The organism is Hymenobacter lucidus (genome assembly GCF_020447265.1).
GTDB lineage: Bacteria > Bacteroidota > Bacteroidia > Cytophagales > Hymenobacteraceae > Hymenobacter > Hymenobacter lucidus.
Map to the genome: position 1 here is coordinate 83,475 of NZ_JAJADR010000003.1, position 22,356 is coordinate 105,830.

16 protein-coding genes are annotated in these 22,356 nt (G+C 60.4%); 11 read left to right on the forward strand and 5 right to left on the reverse strand.

The features are described from left to right. Positions 1–22: 22 nt before the first annotated feature. Both LGH74_RS11900 and LGH74_RS11905 read right to left on the reverse strand, forming a co-directional pair. Positions 23–2,014, reverse strand: a complete 1,992-nt coding sequence (locus tag LGH74_RS11900; RefSeq protein WP_226175947.1) for a PAS domain S-box protein — start codon at positions 2,012–2,014, stop codon at positions 23–25. A gap of 69 nt (positions 2,015–2,083) precedes the next feature. Next, a complete protein-coding gene (locus LGH74_RS11905; protein WP_226175949.1) occupies positions 2,084–5,122 on the reverse strand; it encodes a CheR family methyltransferase in 3,039 nt (1,012 codons plus the stop codon). Positions 5,123–5,387: 265 nt separating this feature from the next. Between LGH74_RS11905 and LGH74_RS11910 the strand changes: the two genes are divergently transcribed. From LGH74_RS11910 to LGH74_RS11950, 9 genes are all read left to right on the forward strand, one after another. After that, positions 5,388–6,428: a chemotaxis protein CheB gene (locus LGH74_RS11910; RefSeq protein WP_226175951.1), complete on the forward strand. Its 1,041-nt coding sequence runs from the start codon at positions 5,388–5,390 to the stop codon at positions 6,426–6,428. A gap of 334 nt (positions 6,429–6,762) precedes the next feature. Continuing rightward, entirely contained in the window at positions 6,763–7,281 is a 519-nt protein-coding gene (locus LGH74_RS11915; RefSeq protein ID WP_226175953.1) for a hypothetical protein, read from the forward strand. Positions 7,282–7,546: 265 nt separating this feature from the next. Then, complete coding sequence (locus tag LGH74_RS11920) at positions 7,547–7,897, forward strand: STAS domain-containing protein (protein ID WP_226175955.1); 351 nt, start codon at positions 7,547–7,549, stop codon at positions 7,895–7,897. A gap of 83 nt (positions 7,898–7,980) precedes the next feature. Continuing rightward, on the forward strand, positions 7,981–9,672 hold the full coding sequence (locus tag LGH74_RS11925) for an MFS transporter (protein ID WP_226175960.1): 1,692 nt from the start codon (positions 7,981–7,983) through the stop codon (positions 9,670–9,672). Positions 9,673–9,942: 270 nt separating this feature from the next. Continuing rightward, complete coding sequence (locus LGH74_RS11930) at positions 9,943–11,736, forward strand: ABC transporter ATP-binding protein (protein WP_226175961.1); 1,794 nt, start codon at positions 9,943–9,945, stop codon at positions 11,734–11,736. A 432-nt stretch (positions 11,737–12,168) separates the two neighbouring features. Beyond that, positions 12,169–13,044, forward strand: a complete 876-nt coding sequence (locus LGH74_RS11935) for a M48 family metalloprotease (RefSeq protein WP_226175962.1) — start codon at positions 12,169–12,171, stop codon at positions 13,042–13,044. A gap of 264 nt (positions 13,045–13,308) precedes the next feature. Continuing rightward, positions 13,309–14,208 carry a PhzF family phenazine biosynthesis protein gene (locus LGH74_RS11940; protein WP_226175963.1) on the forward strand — a complete coding sequence of 300 codons (900 nt, stop codon included), beginning with the start codon at positions 13,309–13,311 and terminating at the stop codon, positions 14,206–14,208. Between the two features lie 133 nt (positions 14,209–14,341). Continuing rightward, a complete protein-coding gene (gene mutM, locus LGH74_RS11945; RefSeq protein ID WP_226175965.1) occupies positions 14,342–15,172 on the forward strand; it encodes a DNA-formamidopyrimidine glycosylase in 831 nt (276 codons plus the stop codon). A gap of 306 nt (positions 15,173–15,478) precedes the next feature. Next, positions 15,479–15,976 (forward strand): hypothetical protein, encoded by a 498-nt coding sequence (locus LGH74_RS11950; protein WP_226175967.1) that lies wholly within the window; start codon positions 15,479–15,481, stop codon positions 15,974–15,976. A 200-nt stretch (positions 15,977–16,176) separates the two neighbouring features. On the opposite strand, the gene LGH74_RS11955 is transcribed toward LGH74_RS11950, so the two are convergent. Then, positions 16,177–17,346 carry a hypothetical protein gene (locus LGH74_RS11955; RefSeq protein WP_226175969.1) on the reverse strand — a complete coding sequence of 390 codons (1,170 nt, stop codon included), beginning with the start codon at positions 17,344–17,346 and terminating at the stop codon, positions 16,177–16,179. A 455-nt stretch (positions 17,347–17,801) separates the two neighbouring features. Next, positions 17,802–18,836 carry an SDR family NAD(P)-dependent oxidoreductase gene (locus LGH74_RS11960; protein ID WP_226175970.1) on the reverse strand — a complete coding sequence of 345 codons (1,035 nt, stop codon included), beginning with the start codon at positions 18,834–18,836 and terminating at the stop codon, positions 17,802–17,804. A 180-nt stretch (positions 18,837–19,016) separates the two neighbouring features. Between LGH74_RS11960 and LGH74_RS11965 the strand changes: the two genes are divergently transcribed. Continuing rightward, positions 19,017–19,529, forward strand: coding sequence for a DUF4890 domain-containing protein (locus tag LGH74_RS11965; RefSeq protein WP_226175971.1), 513 nt, complete (start codon positions 19,017–19,019; stop codon positions 19,527–19,529). Between the two features lie 229 nt (positions 19,530–19,758). On the opposite strand, the gene LGH74_RS11970 is transcribed toward LGH74_RS11965, so the two are convergent. After that, positions 19,759–20,523: a sulfite exporter TauE/SafE family protein gene (locus LGH74_RS11970; RefSeq protein ID WP_226175973.1), complete on the reverse strand. Its 765-nt coding sequence runs from the start codon at positions 20,521–20,523 to the stop codon at positions 19,759–19,761. A gap of 141 nt (positions 20,524–20,664) precedes the next feature. On the opposite strand from LGH74_RS11970, the gene LGH74_RS11975 reads away from it, so the two are divergent. After that, complete coding sequence (locus LGH74_RS11975) at positions 20,665–22,260, forward strand: MDR family MFS transporter (RefSeq protein ID WP_226175974.1); 1,596 nt, start codon at positions 20,665–20,667, stop codon at positions 22,258–22,260. The last annotated feature ends 96 nt before the right edge of the window (positions 22,261–22,356 follow it).

Consider the following 22,356-nt stretch of genomic DNA (forward strand, 5'->3'; position numbering starts at 1 on the left):
TAGCACCTGAGCACCTTACCTCTCACATCTTCACCGGGACTTCGATGGTAATGATGGAGCCCTGGCCGGGACGGGATTCGACGTTGAACGAGCCGCCGAGCATGTCGATGCGGTTGCGGATACCGGCCAGGCCGATGCCTTTGGCGGGCAAGCTAATGGGTGGCAGCTTGAAGCCCACGCCGTTGTCTTCGGCCGAGATATGCAGGTAGTGGTCTTCATGGACGACGTGGATGACTGCTTCCTGGGCCTTGGCGTGCCGGATAATGTTGGCCAGCAGCTCCTGCACGATGCGGTAAGCGGCCACGTCGTAGAGGCGCGGGCGGGGCTGCTCCAGGCCCTGCAGGTGCAGCTGGGCGTGTAGCTGCTGCTTCGGAATGCGCTTTACCAGCTCTTCCAGGGCTATTTTCAGCCCGAAGTCTTCCAGAATGCCGGGCGTTAGCTCGTGGGAGATATTGCGGGTGGTTTTGATGCCTTCGTCAATCAGGCTCAGGGCGGCCGCCCGATAGGAAGGCTCGTGGGAGCGGTTTTCCAGGTTGAGCTTGGCCGCGTACAGCAGCTGGCCCACCCCATTGTGCAAGGCCTCGGCAATGCGCTTGCGCTCCTCTTCCTGAGCCGTGAGGATGGCCGCCAACACCTCCTGCTGCTGGCGCAGCTTCAGCTGGGTGGCTTCCTCGGCTAGGCGCGTCCGCTCGGTTACGTCGCGGATAATAATTAGCCCGCCACTGATTTCGCCCTGCGGCGAGGCCAGCGGGACGAAATACGACTCGAAGTGGCCTTCGCCAGCATGGAACGGCATATCGTAGCGCATCATGCTCATGCCTTTGAGGACTTCCTGCAAGCATTTTTGCCGCTCTTCAATAGCATATTCCGGGAACAGTTCCAGCATGTTCTGGCCCAACACCTGCCCTTCCGACATTCCCGACAAATCCTCCTGCACCCGGTTCCAGGCCGTTATCCGCAGGCTGCCGTCGAAGGCTAGGATACCATCAATACTGTTGTCGAGCAGGCTTTCGGAAAACTCCTTCTGTCGCACCAGCTCCGCCCGGGCCGTGCGCGAATCGGTAATGTCGCGCCACACGATGTGGAGCATATCGGGCTGGCCTTCCCGCATAAAGGGCGTCAGCACGGCTTCTACCCACACTTCTTCCCCCGTGGTACGGTGCATCAGCACTTCCATCCGGCCCGAGCCGGTAGTGCCGGCCTGAGCAATGAGGTCGGCAAAAAGCTTCGTGGCGGGAGTGCCGTCGGGCTGCTGCTCGGGAAGAAACCGGGACACGGGCTGGCCCACTACTTCGTCGGAGTCGAGGGCGGCCAGCAGCCGCAGGGCCGAGGCGTTGCAGTCGATGAAGTACCCTTGCTGCACCAGCGCCACCGCGTCGGCGCTTTGCTCGAAGAGCTTGCGGAACCGCCCCTCACTGGCTTCCAGGGCCAGCTTGATCTGGTGCTGCCGGGTAATATCGAGCACCACCACCCGGCACTGCACCGGAGCCTGGTCGGGGTCGGGGCCCACGCTGGCGCCTTCGAGCAGGGCAAAGAACCTCTGCCCGTCTTCGCGCTGCATCGTGACTTCCAGCGTCTGGCGCTCCTCACTGGCCAGCACGCGGCTGATAAACAGGTTCAGGTCGGCACGCGACTCGGGCGTTACAAACCAGGCGAAGCGGCGACCCACCAGGCGCTGGCGCACCGAGCCCAGCTGCTCACTGGCCTTCAAATTCAGCTGCTCAATGATGCCGCTGGTACTAAGGGTGAAGTAGCCGATGGGCGCGAAGTCGTAGAGGTCGACGTACTGGGCCCGCATCATTTCGAGCTCGGCCTGGGCCAGCAGCAGCTCCTCGTACTGCATTTCCAGCTCGATCTGGTGAATCTGCAGATCCTGGACCAACCGCTGCACGTCGGCGGGCAGCGCCTCGTTCGGGCTCTGCGTCACCAGGCTTTTGCGCTTCTCGGCCCGGGCACGCAGCTCCTGCAGCGCCTGGTACGCAGAAGAGGCCGGCTGAGGGTTAGGGGTATCCATGCAGCTAAGCTAGAGAATTTAACTCCACCGTAGAAGCTCAGCCGTAGCGCCGGGCTTAGCGTCAATGGGTTACTCGGTGGCCTCTTCCGTGCGCTCTACGCCCAGCAGCAGCCGGCCCGTTTCGTGCCCGCCGCTCATGATGCGGCGGCCGTACAGATACACCACCCGCGATGCGCGGCCGGGCAAAGCCAGCACCAACCGCTCGTTACCAAACTCGGCTTCCGGGTTGTCAAGCAGGTGTTGCAGCCGGTGGCGCAGCTCGGGCTGGTTCCAGGCCCCGTCGTTGAGCTTGGTGAGGGCCAAATTGCGCACGGCCTCCGCCTCCACCCCGAAGGCCTGGGCAAAAGCCCGGCTGGCCGTGAGAATGTGCAGGTTCTGGTCGAGAATGAGCAGGGGCTCCCGCACGGTTTCGACGATGCTTTCGGCAAAGCGCGTGGCGGCCTGGGTCTGCTCTTCCAGGCGCTTGAGGTCCGTAATATCGGTGAAGGTGATGACCGTACCGCTGATGTAGTTATCGAGGGTGCGGTAGGGCAGAATGCGCATGGCGTACCACTCGCCCGTGGTGGTTTGAATGTTGGACTCGAAGCCCACCAGCCGGTCGAGCACCTGCTGAATATCAGCGGCCAGATTTTCTTGGCGCAGGTTGTTGGCAAAGTGCGTAATGGGCCGGCCCGCGTCGGATGGCAGCAGCTTGATAATGCGGCCCACCGAGGGGGTAAACCGCTTGATGATCATATCATTATCGAGGAAGATGGTGGCAATTTCGGTGGCATCGAGCAGGTTTTTCATGTCGTTGGCGGCCAACGACAATTCTTCCGTCTTGCTCAGATACTGCATGTTGAGGGTCATCAGCTCCTCGTTCAGGCTCTGCATCTCCTCCTTGTTGGTCATGGCCTCCTCGTTGGTGCTTTGCAGCTCCTCGTTGGCACTTTGTAGCTCCTCGTTGGTGCTTTTGAGCTCCTCCACGCTGCTTTCCATTTCCTCGATGGTAGCCTGGAGGCGCTGCTTAGTGTATTGCAGCTCCTTTTCCAGGGAAGCCACTACGGTATCTTTGCTTAGCTCGCCGTTGGTGCCGGTTTTGCCCAGGCGCAGCTTGCGGGGCGTAGGCATGTCCTCAAACACGACCAGCATTAGGCCCGAGAGCGTATCGAGTTCCTGCAGGTATTTCACCGTAATGCGCAGCAGTTGGTAGCCGGAGTCGGTTTTCACCTTCACGTTGTCGGCCGCCACGTCCTGCTGGGTACTGCTGGCTTTGTGCACCAGCGCGCTGAGCTCGTAGTTGAGCTCTTCGCGGGCCATTTCGAAGAGGTTCATGTTGCCCAGGCCGGGCGCGGGCTCCAGGTAGCGGCCGGTGCGGCCATTCACATACAGGATTTCGCCCCGGGCATTGATGACCACGGCCGGCGGCGTGTAGTTGCGCAGCAGCACCTTTTGCACCAGGGAGGCAAACGGGCCGTCTTTGCGGGGATTGGAAACGTGCATAGTACTGGCCGCGTGGGCGGGAGAGGCCGTCTGACGGGTTAGGGAAAACGGGAAATTAACAAGGCGAATCAGGGGGGACGGGGCCTCGGTGCGGCGCGAAATCTTCCACTTGATGTCCAGGGGCTGAAATAACTCCTGAAAGCCGGTCAAGTTTTCGGAAGGCCCCAGAAACAGCAGTCCGCCGGGGTTGAGGGCGTAATGAAAGACGGGAATAATGTTCTTCTGCAGCTCAGCCGACAGGTAGATCAGCAGGTTGCGGCAGCACACCATATCCAGCTTGGTGAAGGGCGCGTCCTTATTGAGGTTGTGCAGGGCAAAAATGACCAGGTCGCGCACTTCCTTGCGGATCTGGTAGCCGCCGTCCTGCTTTTGAAAGAACCGCTCCAGCCGCGCCGGACTCACATCGGCGGCAATATTTTCGGGGTACAGGCCCAGGCGGGCAAAGTCGATGCCCCCGGCGTTGATGTCAGTGGCGAAAATCTGGATTTTGAGGTGGCGCTGCGGATCTACGCCATCCAGGGCTTCGAGCAGCGTCATGGCCAGGGAGTAGGCTTCCTCGCCCGTGGAGCAGCCCGGGGCCCACACTCGCACGGTGCTGTCCACGGGCTTGGCGCGCAGAATGGGCTGCAGCCGCGCCTTGAGCAGGTCGAAGGCTTCCCGGTCGCGGAAAAACTTGGTAACCCCGATCAGCAGCTCCTTAAACAGTGCCTCCACCTCCAGCGGGTTTTCCTGCAGGTAGCGCACGTAGTGAGTAAACTCCTTGATCTGATGGGAGTTCATCCGCCGCTCGATGCGCCGAAACACCGTATTGCGCTTGTAGAAGCTGAAGTCGTGGCCGGTCTGGGCCCGAATCAGGATAAAGATTTTCTGCAGGGCGTGGGCCGGCTTGGAGGCCGACTCGGCCACCTCACGGCGGGGCCGCGCCATCAGGGGCTTGTTCACGTATTCAAGCAGCTTGGCCGGCAGCTGCTCGGCGGGCAGCACGTAGTCCACAAATTCGGTGGCAATGGCCGAGCGGGGCATGCTGTCGTACTCGGCCGTTTCGGGGGCCTGCACCATCACCATCCCGAAGTTTTCCATCACCAGTTTCAGGCCCGTGGTGCCATCGGTGCCCAGGCCCGAGCAGATGATGCACACGGCCCGCTCCCGGGCATCTTTGGCCAAGCTCTGGAAAAAGAAGTCGATGGGCAGGCGGCGCCCCCGGGGCTGCGTAGGCGCAAAGAGCAGCAGCGTGCCGTGCAGAATGCTCATGTCGCGGGCGGGCGGAATTACGTACACGTGGTTGGGCCGCACCTTCAGGCCGTCGGTGGCTTCTTCTACCGGCATGCGCGTAGTTTGTTGCAGCACCTGCACCATGCTGCTGCTTTGGTCGGGCACCAGGTGCATTACCACCACGAAGGCCATGCCGCTGTCGGCGGGCATGCGGCGAAAGAATTTCTCGAAAGCCTGCACCGAGCCGGCCGAGCCACCCAGGCCCACAATGGTAAACTTCTCCTGGCTGTCGTCTTGGCGCTGTACTTCCCGCAGCTGAAACGGCGTGAGCGGGGAGTCGAGGGGCAGCTCGTGGGGCGAAACGGGGACGATGATTTCCTCGTCGTCGGAAAAAGAATCGGTTGGCGTAGTCATAACGAAAGCAGGGCCATAGGCCACAGCAGAGACGGTAGAATAGCCGATTGTTTTCACCCACCCGCTCCCTGCTGCCTACGGCGTACTTTCAAAAGTACGGACAAAAAAACTATCCTGCCGGGCACTCAAACCACCCTGTTGCGCTTATATATTTCGCTCCGGCCTCTATACCTTAAGCTGGCAGCTGCCGTAGAGCATACAACGGGCACTGCCTTGCCGGTATGGTAAGCCTGGGCGCATTGTTCTATCATTTTACTTTTTTTCCGTGGATAAACCCCACCACGTAATCGTCATTGGTGCTTCGGCCGGCGGCATGCCGGCGCTGAGCCAGCTTGTTGCGCAGATCCCCGCCGATCTGCCAGCCGCTATTCTTATCGTGCAGCATTTTGCTGCCGACTCGTCGGGGCAGCACCTCGTCGACCGCCTGGCCCGGCAAACCGACCTACGCTGCCGCCTGCCCATCGACGGGGAGCGAATTGAGCCCCGCACCTTGTACCTGGCCCCGCCCGACCGCCACCTGCTGGTGAAAGACGGCCACGTGCTGGTAACCAAGGGCCCGCGCGAAAATCACTACCGCCCCGCCGCCGACGCTCTGTTTCGCTCGGCAGCAGCCTACTACGGCCCCAACGTTATTGGGGTAGTACTCACCGGCATGCTGCACGATGGCACCGCTGGCCTCGAATTCATTAAGCGCAGCGGCGGCCTTACCGTAGTCCAGGACCCAGTCGAGGCGGAATTTCCGAGCATGCCGGAAAGCGCCCTGAGCAATGTGGCCATCGACTACGTTTCGCCGTTGCACGAAATGGGTTTCTTGCTGAACCGCTTGGTCCGCATGCCGGTGTCCAGCGCCAAGAACATTCCGGACGATATAAAACTGGAGGCCGCAATTGCGGAAAGAGTCGTGGGCAATACCGAACTGGTTCAACGCATTGGCACCCCCGTAGCCATCACCTGCCCCGACTGCGGCGGCTCGCTCTGGGAACTGAAACACGGTAAGCTGTTGCGCTACCGCTGCCACACGGGTCACGCCTTCACGGCCGATGCCCTGGCGCAGCGCGTGCAGCACGGCCTGGAAGAAAGCCTCTGGGTGGCTCTGCGCATTATGGAAGAGCGCAAAAACCTGCTGACCAACATGGCCAGCCGAGGCGAAGGCAGCTTTAGCATACAGCAGGAAGAGCGCATCGAGGAAATCAAGGTGCACATCAACCGGCTGCGGGAGTTTCTGCTCAACGGCAGCAACGGCAACGATAAAAACGCTACCACGGCCGAGCAGGATACCGCCTCGGGCAGCACCCCCGCCGAGTAAGATTAACGTCTTGGTTGTTGCTAAAATCCTGCTTCACGTTAGAATTGACCATCGCCCCGGCACTTATGCCGGGGCTTTTTTTGCAACTTATTCTGCAAGCATACTATCCTGGAAATCAGTGTTTAATGCGGAGTTTTTCAGTATAAGCCCGGTAGCAAACCCGGCCGCCAGCCGTTTACTTTGAATAGGCCCTCGTCGTGTTCCCGCCCCGCCTATTGGCAGCTTGTTACTCTCTTCTTTCGTAGCTGCCCGCCGCTCTATTCAATGCATCTGACCGCTTTTCTGAGCTATGAATCCGCACTCGTTTGCTTCGGCCCCATCATGTCTGGGGCACGTGTCCTATCTGGACCTGAGTTCTCCCCCTGAGCAGTATGCGCTGCAGCCCGACGGGCCGTGGTCCGGCCCGTCGGAGCCGGCGGGCGCCGTCCTAGTCCAGCACGGCTGCTACCCCGTCGACATCCTCCGGTTTGGCTTGCACCAGGCCCCCGACAATGCGTCGGTGCTGCACTTGGCCCTGTTTTGCCGGGAGCGGCAGGTGGTCCGCTGGGTGCTGCCCAGCGCGGCGTTGTTTGGGCCGGCGCTGCGAGCCCCGACCTACCTAGTGGAGGCGCCCGATTCGTTACCGCTACCCGCCCGCGCCATCGACGGCGGCAACTGCCTGCTGCGCAGTGCCCCGGCCGACCAGGTAGCATTTCTGGAGCAGGATATACAGACCGGCCACCTCCGGCTTACGCTGCGGGGCCGCTGGCTACACGGCCCGTTTTCCCTGGCGCGGGTACACCCCCAGAGCCAGACCTGGGAGCTGGAGGGCCTTCATTGCTTACCGCCCCAGCGCATGCATGCCCGAGCCTAACGCCCCGCCGGACCCACTACGGTGCTCGTGGCCGGGGCAGGTGATAAGCATCCTTGGCAAGCAGCTTTTCAGCATAAACACGGACTACAAAATCCGTATTTACCGACCCTCGAACAATAGTATCGCCTTGAATGTCAATTCTATAAATTACTAACTTTACTTCTTACCCACTCTGTGCCACGAGCTTGCCCTCTGTTGCCGTGTGCACTGCATTACTGTCTGCTTCGCCGGATTTTCATGTCTACTCCTTAATTTCCGCCACGCCATGTACAACCTGAACACCGCTTCTCCCGACGACTACACTCCCTATCTGATCCGGGTAAATTTCAATGAAATCAAGCCCATGGAGCTGGCTCGAATGCTGATGCGCTACAGCAAGCTGCGCCGGCCCCGCCTGCTCATCGACTGCCAGAACATCAAGTGCGTGCGCACCCGGGGCGTGGCCTATTTCGTGTCGCAACTGCTGACGCTACAGGCGGCCGGAGCCAAGGTACTGCTCTGCAACCCGGACCCCATACTGCGCCGGATTCTGCGCGTACTGCACCTAGAAAATACGTTTCAGCTCGACGAATCGGCGGCTGTCAGCACCGGCGCGCAGCGGCAGGTGCCGGCCTGAGCCGGCCGGTAGCGCCTGACTTTTACGGCGGGCATACGTAAGGGAAATCTGCCGGATTGTTGTGCCGGCTATTTCTTCTGCGTATGCCCGCTTCCGTTACCACCGCTCCGGCTCCGGCCAGCACCTCCCCTTTCGCCCCGCTCCGGATTCCGTTTTTCCGGATGCTCTGGATTGCCTCTTTCGTGTCGAACATTGGCACCTGGATGCAAAACGTGGGCGCCGTGGGCCTGATGACCGAGCTGACGCCTTCGCCCATTCTAGTATCATTGCTGCAAACGGCCTCGGCGCTGCCCGTGTTTCTGCTCAGCCTGCCCGCCGGGGCCCTGGCCGACCTGGTAGACCGGCGCCGAATGCTACTGCTCACCCAGGCCTGGATGGCGGCTACGGCTTTGCTGCTGGCCACCGTTACGCTGCTGGGCTTCACCACGCCGTGGCTGCTGTTGCTACTTACCTTCATGCTGGGCCTGGGCGGCGCCCTGAACAATCCCGTGTGGCAAACCGTGACGCCCGAGCTGGTGCCGCGCCAGGAATTGCCCCAGGCCATTGCCCTCAACAGTGTGAGCTTCAACCTGGCCCGCGCCTTCGGGCCGGCCCTGGGTGGCTTGGTTATCGGCTATTTCTCGGCTGGGGCGGCGTTCCTTATCAACGGCCTCTCGTTTCTGGCCACTATCTATATGGTCTGGAGCTGGAAGCGGGAGCCCCAGGTTGTCTCGGCCCTGGCCGGGGAGCGGGTATTGGCCGCCATCCGGGGCGGTATCCGCTACGCCCGATATGCGCCGCCGGTGCAAAACATTCTCATGCGCGGCGTTTGCTTCACCTTCGGGGCCAGCGCCCTGTTTGCCCTAATGCCCGCCGTAGTGGCTCACCGTCTGCACGCGCCCACGTCGTTTTATTCAATGCTGTTGTCCTGCATGGGGCTGGGCGCGGTACTGGGGGCCGTTATTCTGCCCCGCCTGAACCGCTACCTGAGCATCAACTGGCGCGTGACGGTGGCCACCGTGGCCTTCGCGGCGGGCCTCACCGGGCTGGCCTTTGCCGATAGTCACTGGCTGCTGTACGGGCTGCTCACGCTGGTGGGGCTGGCCTGGATGCTGGTGCTCAACTCGTTTAGCGTGGGCGTGCAGACGGTGGTGCCGCGCTGGGTGCAGGCCCGCACCATCAGTTTGTACCTGCTTACTATTCAGGGCGGCATGGCGCTGGGCAGCATCGTGTGGGGCGCGGTGGCCGAGCGGCTCACGATTTCCTGGGCTCTGGCCGGGGCGGCCACCTGGCTGCTGCTGAGCACCTTGCTGGTATTCCGGTTTGCCCTGCGCAGCGGCGAGGCCCTGGACTTTACGCCCGCCCGGCCCCGCCTGGAGCCGGTGCTGGCCCAGGAGCCGGTGCCGGCCGAGGGCCCGGTTATCATCACCACCACCTACCGCATCAAGCCCGAAGACCGCCACACGTTCGTGTTCTTGATGGAAAAGCTGGCCCGCATCCGCCGCCGCGAGGGCGCTATCCGGGTGGGCACTTACGCCGACCTGGCCGACCCGATGCGCCTGGTGGAATATTTCATGGTAGAAACCTGGGAAGAGCACGAGCAGCAGCACGAGCGGGGCGTAAGTTATGAGGAAGCCGACCTCAAAAGCGTGGCCCAGCAGCTGCACCAGGGCCCTGAGCCGCCCCAGGTGGCCCACCTGCTGGCCCAGCACGCCCAGCCCGTCCCGCCCGAGCAGATGATGGTGCCCGGCAGCACCCGCCTGGTAGCCGGCACCGCCGGCGAAGCCACGAGTTAATGTGGGAAATGTGCTGACGTGCTAATACCCAACGTGTCCTTGCGAGGAGGCACAACATTCCGCGCATCAAGCGGCGTCAATCCGTCCTCTGCGAAGGACGCCCCGTTCTTTGACGAGAAAGGGCTTTTCACTTTAAGCCGCTCCGTACATTTTAGAGGACGGATTGTCGCGCTTTGCTCGCAATGACAAACGTTTTCCCTACTTGGCTATCTTCCCAAAACCTTCCGGGTTGCTTCCGGCTTTGCATCTGAATATCCTCTCTCGCCACACATGAAACTTCTCTACAGCTACCTGCGCCACTACTGGGGGCTGCTGGCCCTGGCTTTGCTGCTGGCCGCCATCAACCAGATTTTCTCCCTGCTCGACCCCTACATCTTCCGCCAGATCATCGACCGACACGTGGTAAAGGCGGGCGACACGGCGTTCCACAACGGGTTCTGGGCCTTCCTCCAGAGCGGTGCGGGCCTGCTCATTCTGCAAGCCATGGGCGTGGCCATGGTGTCGCGCATCGCCAAAAATTTCCAGGACTACTACACCAACGTCATTACCCAGCGCCTCGGGGCCGAGCTGTATTCCGACGGCCTGCGCCACTCCTTGGAGCTGCCCTACCAGGTATTTGAAGACCAGCGCTCCGGCGAAACCCTGGGCAAGCTCCAAAAGGTGCGCACCGACGTGGAGCGGCTCATCCAGAGCTTCGTCAACGTGCTGTTTATTTCCCTGGTGGGCATCATTTTCGTGGTCTGGTACGCCATCAGCGTGTACTGGCCCATTGCGGCTGTCTACTTTCTCACCATCCCTATTCTGGGCTCGTTGAGCTTGTTTCTGAGCCGCCGCATCAAGGTTATTCAGAAAACTATCGTGGCCGAAACCACGGCCCTGGCCGGTTCTACCACCGAGAGTCTGCGCAACATCGAGCTGATTAAAAGCCTGGGGCTGGCTCAGCAGGAAACCCAGCGCCTGAGCGCCACCACCGAGAAAATCCTGAAGCTGGAGCTGAAAAAGGTGCGCTACCTGCGGTCCTTGTCTTTCGTGCAGGGCACCTTCGTGAATCTGATGCGCAACGTGATTCTGCTTATGCTGCTCTACTTGGTAGTGCAGCAGATTATTACCGTCGGTGAGTTCTTCTCGTTCTTCATCTACTCCTTCGCCATCTTCGGGCCGCTCCAGGAAATGGGCAGCATCATCAACGTATACCGCGAAACTGAGGCTTCCCTGGCCAATTTCCAGCTCATCCTAGATACACCCAAAGAGGTGAAGCCCGCCCACCCACAGGTTATCGACCAGATTCAGACCCTCACTTTCGACGACGTGCGCTTCAAGCACCTGTCGGCCTCCAACTCGGCCCTCGACGGTATTTCGTTTGAAACCAAGCTGGGCGAAACCATTGCCTTCGTGGGGCCCTCGGGCTCGGGCAAAACCACGCTCGTCAAGCTGCTGGTAGGCCTCTACCCACCTCTGGCCGGCCAGATTCGCTACAACGGCATTCCCGGTTCCAGCCTCGACCTCGACCAGCTGCGCGAGCAAATCGGCTTTGTGACGCAGGACACTCAGTTATTTGCCGGTACCATTCGCGAAAACCTCCTCTTCGTGGCCCCTAATGCCACCGACGAAGAGTGCCTGCGCGCCCTGCACCAAGCCGCCGCCGACGGCCTGCTGGCCCGCGCCCCACTCGGCCTCGATACCGTTATCGGTGAGGGCGGCGTGAAGGTGTCGGGTGGCGAAAAGCAGCGCCTCAGCATTGCCCGCGCCCTGCTGCGCCACCCCACCCTGTTGGTCTTCGACGAGGCTACCTCTTCGCTCGATTCGCTCACGGAAGAGGAAATCAGCACCACGGTGCGGGAGCTTTCGGGCTCACGCCAGCACATCACCATCCTTATTGCCCACCGCCTGAGTACCATTCTGCACGCCGATAAGATCTTCGTGCTGGAGCGTGGCCACATTGCCGAGCAGGGCCGCCACGAGGAGTTGCTGGCCCAGAAAGGCCTCTACTACGCCATGTGGCGGCAGCAAATCGGGGAAAGGCCCGCGCCGGCTGCGGCCGTAAAGCAGCTGGAAAAGGTATAGCGCAGGGCTGGGTGGGTTATTGCTGACATTGTTTGGCCTGTCATCCTGAGCCCTTGCAAAGGCCCTTCCTCGCCTACCCCACGGCAGTTTCTGCCAATGTGACAAAGCCCTTTACTGCGCAGGTGGTAAAGGGCTTTTCGCGTTGAAGAAGGTTTATCAATCAGGTGAGGAAGGTCCTTCGTTTCGCTTCGCTGCACTCAGGATGACAGACGAAAAAGGGCAGCTTAAACAACCTCAGCTACGCACGCAACCTTGCGGGCCGGTTGCGGCTCTTTGGTCTGGCAGTGTTTGGCTTTTGCATATTTTTTGGTGGAGCCAAGCACGAAAAACACCCGGTTTTCGTTGTCAAAACAGCCGCTTACCTCATCCCACGAGCCTTATTTTCGGCAGGGTTCTTGAATTACCAGTCGTATCAGCTAAAAGGACTTTTTCATGACCAACTACCGCACTTTCCGCCGCTTCGCAGGTTTGATGCTTGCCGGGTGGTCGTTGATTTCCACTGCCGCCTCCGCCCAGAACAACACCCGCGACGTACTGCGCGACATCACCGAAGTAGTAGGACTCAAGCCCCGCTTCGAGCTGCAGGCCACTTCGCAGGTGCAAAACGCCGCCGCCGTGGTCTACAACGGCAAACGGTTTCTGCTCTACAACCCGCAGTTTGTGGCCTCCGTGAACCGGGCCGGCCGCACCGACTGGGCCGGCACCAGCATTCTGGCCCACGAAATGGGCCACCACCTCAACGGCCATACCCTGCGCGCCGGCGGCAGCCAGCCCGCCGATGAGCTGGAAGCCGACGAGTTTTCGGGCTTCGTGCTGCGCAAAATGGGCGCTAGTCTGGCCGAAGCCCAGGCCGCCATGGCCGTCGTTTCGGATGAGGAAGCCTCGCCCACGCACCCCGGCCGCTCTACCCGGCTGGCTGCTATCGGCAAGGGCTGGCAGCAGGCCAACACCCAAATTGTAGCCAGTTCCCGCACGGCCGCGCCTTCCTCTGCTCCCGTGGCCGTGGCCAGCAGCCCCACGCCGGTGCGGCCCGTGATGAGCACGGCAGCCCCCATGAATGTGGTGGGCCAGATTGTCTTCCGCGACAACCCCGAGCAGCGCTATTACCTTACCAGCCGCCTGAACGTGGTGCGCATGGCCGACGACTCCCGCAACGGCGAAATCGTGGGCCGCGTCACCCGCTCCAACAGTGCCAGCTTCCCCTACATCCTGGTCGATGCCCAGGACCGCCGCCTCTACATAAGCTCCAGTGGCGGCGTGTTTAACAACCGGGGCCAGCAGGTCGGCCTGCTGTCGGACCCTTCGTAAATAAGCATTTCGCGTTTCTTCAAAAGGCCTGTACCGTTGCGGTGCAGGCCTTTTTTTGTGATATTGAAGCTGTTTAGCCAATGAAATAGAACGTCATGTCGAACGAAGTGAGACATCTCGCGTGCTGACGTTGCCGGAGTAATCATCTACCATTGCACGCAAGATGTCTCACTTCGTTCGACATGACGTGCGGTAGTAATTGAGTACGCGGCCTTTTGCCTGGCCACGTAGTAGCTTTGCCCCTCAACGCTTCATTCTCCGTCTATGCGCTCCTACCCTTTTCTGCTTGTCGATGCCTTTACGGATACTGCGCTGGGCGGCAACCCCTGCGCCGTGGTGCTCGATGCCGACGACCTGTCAGCGGAGGAGATGCAGCGGCTGGCCCGGGAGTTCAACCAGTCGGAAACGGCCTTCGTACGCCGCTCGGCCGTAGCCGATTTCGGGGTGCGCTACTTCACGCCCGCCGAGGAAATTCCGCTGGCCGGCCACCCTACCATTGCCACCATTACGGCCCTGCTGCACACGGGCCGACTGGCGGCGCAAGCACCGCGCACCGAGCTGCACCTGGAGCTGCTGCACGGCCCCATTGCCATTGCGGTAGTGCCTGCAGCAGTGGCCGGCACGCCGGAGCAGGTACTTATGACGCAACGCAAGCCCGTATTCAGCCTCCTGCACGACCCGGCCGTGGTATTGCCCCTTTTCGGCCTCACGCCCGCTGATTTGGTGCCTGGTTCGCCGGTGCAAACCGTCAGCACGGGTACGCCACAACTGATGCTGCTTTTGCGCGACCAGGATGTCCTGCGCCGGGCCCATCTGCCCGACCCGGCCGCCTTTGCCCGTTACCGAGCCGGCAGCGACTTTTTCAGTCCGCACCTGTTTTGCCTGGGTGGCGCTACGCCGGCGGGCCACACGTTTGCCCGCCACTTCGGCACCCCGCCCGATGTGGCCGAAGACCCCGTAACGGGCTCGGCCACGGGCGGCATGGCGGCTTATCTGTGGCACCATGGCTATTTACAAACCCCCGACTTCGTGGCCGAACAAGGGCACTGGCTGGGTCGGGCGGGCACGGTGCAGGTTACGGTAGCCGGGCCGCGCGAGGATATTGAGTCGGTGACCATTGGCGGACAGGGCGTGGTCGTCGTTGAAGGAAAGCTGACGCTGTAGCCAGGCATTATTGCGGGGAATAGCTGAGCGGTAGTGCAACTCCGCGGGGCGGTTGGCTGTTAAGAAAAGCCCACTAGCATTGCTCTTGCGGCAAGTGGCTTTGCTGTATTTTTCCGCCTCCAATTCTGCTTTTGTGCCCGAACTACCCGAAGTTGAAACCTACCGTCGGTTTCTCGACGAAATCATTCTCCACCAACCTATTACTGCTCTCGAAGTGCGCGACGCCCACGTGCTGGGCCTCGATGAGGACATACTGCGCCAGCGTCTGGTGGGCCGCAGCGTCACAGCCACCCGGCGCATCGGCAAAAACTGCTTTCTGGAGCTGAGTGACGGGACGGCCCTGGCCCTGCATTTCGGCATGACTGGCGACGTGGGCGCCTACCGCGACGACCATGACGCGCCCCGCTTCACCCGCGTGGCCCTGCACCTGGCCGACGGCCTGCGCATTGCCTTCATCGACCCGCGTAAGTTTGGCCGCATCCGGCACGCCGACAGCGTTGCTCAGTATCAGCAGGCCAAAAAGCTGGGACCCGATGCGCTGGACGTAACGGCGGCGCACCTGCAGCGGGTGATGAGCCCTAAGAAGATGTTCGTGAAGCCGCTGCTGCTCGACCAGGGCATCACGGCCGGCCTCGGTAACTGGATAGTGGACGAAGTGTTGTTTCAGGCCAAGATCCACCCCGAGCGACGGGCTAACACACTTACCACGAAGGAGTTCAAGGCGCTACAGGCCGCTATTCAATTGGTGCTGAGTACCGCCATCGGCCACGAGGCCACGTACCGGCACTTTCCGGCTTCCTTCCTGATTCATGCCCGCGAGTGGGATGACTCGGCCACGCCCGGCACCGAGCAGCACCGCTTCTGCCCACGCCACCCGAAAGTGGAGATAGAAAAAAGCTACGTTGGCGGACGAGCTACCTACATCTGCCCGAGGTGCCAACCAGCGCCGGACAATATAAAATAATACTATTCACTCCTTTGAAAACCCCGCTCACAATACTATTAGCGGGGTTTTCGCTTATACAAATACTCTGAAGCACAAAATCTTATGTTTGAATTGCGGAGTTTAACTTTGCTTATATAATGTTTAAATAATTGTCTTTTTCCGCGAAAGTCTGAACCAAGTGTTTTACCTTTGAGTTAGGCCACCATCTACAAGGCGATGTGCGGCGGAGAGTAAGAGTGTTGTTGGACGAAGAAAATCATTGCCTATGCCTCACGGCTACTACGCGTTTTTGCGTGTTGTTTCAATCACCAAATTGTCGTTTTCATGAAGAAACTGCCCCTTTTCCTGAGCCTGGCCGCTGCCACCCTATCGTTGGCAGCCTGTGAGAAAGAGTTGGAAGAAGTGAATGAGCCCGTTCAGGAAGTCGCAGCCGTGAAATCCCAGTCGGCTACCGAGCTTCTCTCGGCCAGCTCCTGGCACCTCACTGACCTCACGTCGCGCACCGTTACGGCCGGCTCCCCTGATGCCCCCACGGTGAGCCTGCTGGCCCGCATGAAGCCCTGGCTGCGCGATAATACCTCAGAATTCAAATCCGGTGGCTCCTATACTGTGAGCGAAGGTGCCCTGAAGGCTTCGGCCCAGGCCCCACAGCTGCTCACCGGTGCGTGGCAGCTCAGCGCCAAAGGCGACTCGCTTACCATCCGCCAGGACAACTCCGTACAGCGCTATTCCATTGCCGAGCTGACCACTTCGACCCTGCGGCTGAACCACTCGACCGGCACCAACCCCGTGACGACCACCACCTCGGTGTTTTCGCACTAATCCCGCTTTACCCACCGTTCACGTTCCAACAAAACGGCCTCACCGCACTGGTGAGGCCGTTTTGTGTTGTAATGGGTAGCAGCGTTGAAACGGCAATGGGTTGTGCTGGACTTCGCGTAGTCGTAGGCAGGACGAGGGCGTTCAGGCACAAAAAAGTGTGTTATACCGGCTCAGAAAAAGCCAAGACCAAGACTTTCTTTCTATGTATACCGCTCGAATACTACCTCCAGGTTACGCTCCTGCAACTGGGGTATGCCAACATAATCAAACTCAAGGCGGCGCGTCAGGCGCAATTCGGTAGCCGAGCAGGCCGCTATTGTATGCCGAATGGTAAATGGCTTATTATCCTCTTCAGCGTGAATCAGTAGCTCATTATTTGCCAGCTCGTACGGCGCCCGGCGTACCCGCACGCTGTCTTCCACGGTGTAGAGTGCCACCTTTGCATCGGTCAGATTCAGAATAGGAAACGAGGAAATGTTGGCCAACCCAATCGGCGGCTGAATACGGGCACTTTTATACTTCCAGACCCTGTGAATAGTAGGTGGCGACGAATCCGCGTTTCGCCGGCTTTCCAGCATATGCTGCGCTAACAGGTTGCGGTTGGATTCGTCGGCGGCGCTTAGGGGCTCTGGCTTGCGCCACTGCTCGTAGCTATAACGGGTGTCGCCTCTGGTTGCGGTGTCCGCCTTCAACTGGGAATTGGAGTTAAACAAGGCGCTGTGAATCGTATCGGCCTGCGCGTCGTGCACATCGGCTCCAAAGGCCAATAAGCCTTTGAGGCGCATCATATTTATGTGATAGGGCACAAACTTGTAGCCCGGAAACCACTCGGCAATTTTTGCCTGCACAAGCAGAAAGGCTTCCTCATATTCGAAACTTGGGGAAACCGTAACGGCATGCACCGCCGGATAGTAGCCGTATTCCTTACCCGGTGTATTGTGGTTAGGTCTCTGCTCCCTTGCCAGCATCAAATACGAGCTGTCTACGCCGTAAATGCAGAAGTAGGGCCCGAGCAGGCTAATGGCGAAATGCAGTTCCTGCAGCACGGTGCAGTGCTTTCGGGTTTCTTTTTTAAGTATGACTATCCCCTTATAGCTCGGCTCCGAAAGGAAATTTTCATCCAGAACTGGTTTTTGCAACTGCTGTTTTAGCGCGGCCTGCAAGGGCTTCCACCGGGCTTTATAATTCTTAGCGACGCTTATATTATCATGAATGACTTGCGCGATTTGCTGAGTCCCGGGGTATACGTTGAATAAAGTATCCTGCCGCAATTCCTCATCGACGATGCCAATGGGGTAGTATTTCTTTACCGTCTCATAGAGCGGCCAGAAATCATATTTAGCGGCGTCAAACTTAAAGTATCTATTCATTTTAACGGGGAGTAATGTCTCATTCAAGAATACGCCTTTCCGTCGGATATCAATAACGCTGATAGTAGCTGCCAGCCCGGAGGTTCAAATGGAACTTAGGTTAATCGGATAAGCCCGGCACCCAGCAGCCCATCAAGCAGGTCAGTACCTCACCAGCGGGCCGAAGAGCAAGATGAACGTGATACGTCAACGGTGAAGAATACGTGAACAGGACCGCAGAAACAAGCAAAGCCGGTATAGTATAGACGGTATGGCCATACCACTAACTACTGTACACCTATTTTCAGAAAATAGGTGTACAGCTTATCCTCTTGTAAATCCGCTAACATACCGCCCGCAGCAAGGTTGCCGTAGGCGGCCACCGCTGGCTATGCCGGGAGTCAAAAACACCCCGGCCCCGCTACTCAGTTAGGCTGAGCGGCGGGGCCGGGCTTATGCGGCGAATCAGAGCCTTGCTACTCGTTGTTTTCCCGGGCGGCTTTGCGGGTGAGCGTCGTGAGGGGCGACTGGGTGATGCTGAATTCACTTTCGTAACCGCTCAGCCGCATGTTGGCTACCGGACTTTCGCCGGTAGCGGGCAGGGCGCGGTTGAGCCAGCTCAGAATATCGGTGGTGGTGCCGGGCAGCAGACCGTGGAAAGCGGCCAGCAGCTTGGCCGGCAACGACAGGATAACTTCCCCGTCGCCGCGGCGGCAGGCATTCCAGATCTGGCGGGCGGCCTGGTCGGCACTCATCGTGAGGCCTGGCAGAGAGTCGGCAATGCTGAACCAGGCGTATTCTTTCTGCTGCTGGCCCTTTACCAGGGCGTGGCCGGGGCTGCCCGTGCGCATCAGGCCGGGGCACACGGTGGTTACGCTGATGTCGTACTGGCGCAACTCGGCCCGGAAGCCTTCCGAGAGGCCCACTAGGGCAAACTTGCTGGCACTGTAGGGCATCAGGTGCGGCAGGGCCACTTTGCCGCCCAACGATGAGATATTGACAATGCGGCCCGCGCGGCGGCGGCGCATGCTGGGCAGCACCGCGTACATAGCGTGCAGCGGCGCCCAGAAGTGCAGGGCCATCGACTCTTCGTAGTCGCGCACGTCCATATTTTCGAGCGGGCCGCCGAGGATGATGCCGGCGTTGTTGATGAGCACATCCACGGGCCCCAGGCGGGTTTCGACTTCGGTTACCATGGTGCGCACTTCCTGCTCGCTGGTAATATCGTGGGTGAGCGTGAGCACATCGGCTTCGGCGGCACCGGTCAGCAGCAAATCCTGGCGGGCCCGCTCCAGTTCGTCGGCGTCGCGGGCGCAGATGGCAACGCGGGCTCCTTCGGCCACAGCCTGCCGGGCCAGGATCAGGCCCAGGCCCCGGGAGCCGCCAGTGATGAGCACCACGCGCCCGTGGAGGTCGTAGGAGCCGCGGCGGTTGACAAACAGGGTGGCGGCGGCAAACAGCACGCTCGCGCCGGCAGCAGCCAGCCAGTTGTTTCGGGTTTCTCGCTTCATAGCCTCTTGTAAGCAAAGCCTGGGGTAAAGGTTGCGCTGCCGCCCCAAGCCGGACAAGAAAATATTCGTTTACAACGTTATTGGCCCTGTCGTGTCGTTTTTGGCACCATCTTTACACGGGCAAGGTTATGCTCTCCACGGCCCAACCGGCCCTTCTGCCCCCGAATTTTCCTGCTGACTATGAAGAACTACCTGCTGGCGTCCCTGCTGCTTTTGCCGGCCGCCACCTACGCCCAAACGGGCCCGACGAAGACCAAAACCAAGACCGACGTGGCGGGTACTACGGTGAAGACCAAGGCAAAAACCACCGCGCCGGCCGCCGGTAAGCCCGCCACGCCCAAGCCCGCCCCCACGCCCTCGGCCGAGAAAGTAGATGCCAAAGCCACGGCCCTCACCGACAACATGCGCCAGGCCCTGAACCTGACGCCCGCCCAAACCGAGAAAGTACGCCAGATAAACCTGCTGAGCGTGCGCAACGTGGAAACGGCCCGCCTGCAGTACCGCGCCGATGTGCGTAAGCTCAACGAAGTCATTACCGACATCGGCCAGTCGCGCCTGGCCCAGCTGAAGGACGTGCTGGCCCCCGACCAGTTTGCCAAGTACCAGCGCAAGCGCGAGGAAAAGATGGGCGTGCCCACCACCACCGGCAGCCAGAACAGCGGCGTACCCGGCCTGCCCAGCCGCGGGGAGTAAGCATTGGGGGAAGTGGGTTGGCAATTGTCTACCCTCTTATCCTGAGCTTTTGCGAAGGACTTTCCTCGCCTACCCATTGAGGTTTGCACCAATGTAAAAAGCCCTTTTCTATCCGCTAGAAAAGGGCTTTTCGCGTTTAAGAACGTTTATTACTTAGGTGAGGAAGGTCCTTCGTTCCGCTTCGCTGCACTCAGGATGACAGAGTAAACAACACAAACATCTCCTTATCCTACGCCAGAAACGTGTCGTAGCCCAGCTTCATAATAATGCCGCACACGACTACCAGAAACAGCCCCCGCACGAAGCCGGTGCCGCGCTGCAGGGCTACTTTGGCCCCGAGGGCCGAGCCCAGCATGTTGCAGGCCGCCATGGGCAGGGCTATCTGGTAGATAATCTGGTGGGTGAAGGCGAAAAAGGCTACGCTGGCCACGTTGGTGGCAATGTTAACCAGCTTGGCCGAGGCCGACGCCGTGATGAAGTCGTAACCAAACAACCCCACGAAGGCAAAAAGCAGGAAGCTGCCCGTGCCCGGCCCGAAAAAGCCGTCGTAGAAACCCAGCACCACCCCAATCAGGATGCCGTAGTAGGGTTCCTTGCTGGCGGGCAGGCGCGGGGCGTGAATGGCACCGAAATCCTTGCGCCAGAAGGTGTAGATAGCAATAACCACCAGCAGCCCCAGCACCAGGGGCCGCAGCAGCTCGGCGGGCAGCAAGCTCACGATGCGGGCCCCGGCAAACGAGAACATGCCCGCCGCCACGGCCGCCGCGCCCACCGCCCGCCACCGAATCGGGACCTGGCCGGCGTAGCGGCGGAAGGCGGCCGAAGTGCCGGCCAGCGACGATACTTTGCCGGTGCCGAGAATGGTGGGCACCGGCACACCCTTGAGCAGCAGCAGCATAGCCGGCAGCTGAATCAGCCCACCGCCGCCCACTACGGAATCGACGAAACCGGCCAGAAAAGCAAACAGGCAAAGCAACAGCAGCGTGACAGTCATAAATGGGCACAGAAATGAGGCGGCGAAGATACAACCCGGCCCTGCCTGGTGCTACCCGCCCGGCCCGGATTTGTTGCCCGGCCAGGCCGGCCCCACACTGCAAAGGTTATCCTTCATTCGAATCTGCCGTACCTTCGGGCCATGACCGATACTCTTACCCGGCGCAGCAGGTTGCTGACTTTGGCCGGGGTGCTGCTGGCCCTGTTTCTGAGCTCCCTCGATCAGACCATCGTAGCCACTGCCCTGCCCCGCATCGTGGCCGACCTGCACGGCTTCGACCGGTTTGCCTGGGTGGCTACGGCCTACCTGGTGGCCAGTACGGCCCTGGTGCCAGTGTATGGCAAGCTGGCCGATATGTACTCGCGCCGCAACATTGAAGTCACCGCCATTCTGATTTTTCTGCTGGGCTCGGCGCTGTGCGGCTTGGCCGGCGAGTTTGGCACTTTGCCGCTGCTCGGCGACGGGATGAGCCAGCTCATTATCTTCCGGGCCGTGCAGGGCCTGGGCGGCGCAGGGCTACTGGCCATGGCCTTCATCATCATTGCCGATCTGTTTCCGCCCGCCGAGCGGGGCAAGTACCAGGGCTTCGTGGGGGCTACATTCGGGCTTTCGGCGGTATTGGGGCCGTTTCTGGGCGGCCTGCTCACCGACCACGGCTCGGGAATAATACCGGGCCTGGCGGGCTGGCGGCTGGTGTTCTACGTGAACCTGCCGCTTGGTTTGCTGGCCTTATGGTTTATCCTGACCAAAATGCCCCGCCTGAAGCCCCGGGGCGAAAAAAAGCCACTCGACTACCTCTCGGCCCTGCTGCTGATAACCGGCCTCGTGCCACTGGTGCTGGGCTTGCAACTCAATAAGGCCCAGCATGCCTGGACGTCGCCGCTCACGCTGAGCCTGTTTGGCGGGGCCGCCGTGGCACTGGTACTGTTCGTGCTGCGCTCCTTACGCTGCGCCAACCCCATTCTGGAGCTACGCCTGTTTCGCAACCCGGTGTTTCGGGCGGCTAATATTGCCACGTTTCTGCTCGGCGGCGCTTTTCTGAGCATCGTCATTTTCGAGCCGCTGTTCATGATCAACGTCGTGGGCGTATCGGCCACCCAGGCCGGCGTGAGTCTGATTCCGTTGTCGTTAGGTGTGGTACTAGGCTCGATGCTGGCCGGCCAGATGGTAGCCCGCTTCGGCCACTACAAGCGCTGGATGCTGGCCGGCGGCCTTGTGTTACTCGTGGGCCAGTCGCTGCTGGCTACCATGCCGGCCACCATCGGCTACGGGCAGGTGCTGCTCTATGTGCTCATCTGCGGTGCGGGCTTGGGCCCCAGTATGCCGCTCTACACTCTGGCTATCCAAAACGCCATTGAGCCATGCTTTACGGGCCAGGCCACGTCGGCCAGCCAGTTTTTCCGCCAGATCGGGGGGGCTATGGCGGCCGCCGTGCTCGGTACCATCCTCACGCTGAGTCTGGCTGAGCACCTGCCCGCCTCGTCGGCCGCCGGAGCCGCCACCACCATTTCGGCCGCCGCGGCCGAAGCGCCCACTGTGGTGGCTCGCGCCGTGCCGGCCCTGCCCACGGTCGAGGTGCGGGCCGCCTTCACCCATGCCATTTCACGGGTGTATCTAGCAACTATGTGCCTGGTATTCTGCGGCTGGCTAGCTACTTTGTTTATTCCGGAGCTGCCGCTGCGCAACTCAAACCTGGCGCGGCCGGCGCCAGCACTGGCCACCAGGGGTCGGGAATAGCCGCCGGAAGTGACTGGGCCCGGCATGAAACTACTACGCCCGGATCTGGTTTTACAAGCAGATACCTTATAAAGTGGCAGGCCGCACGCTGCGGCC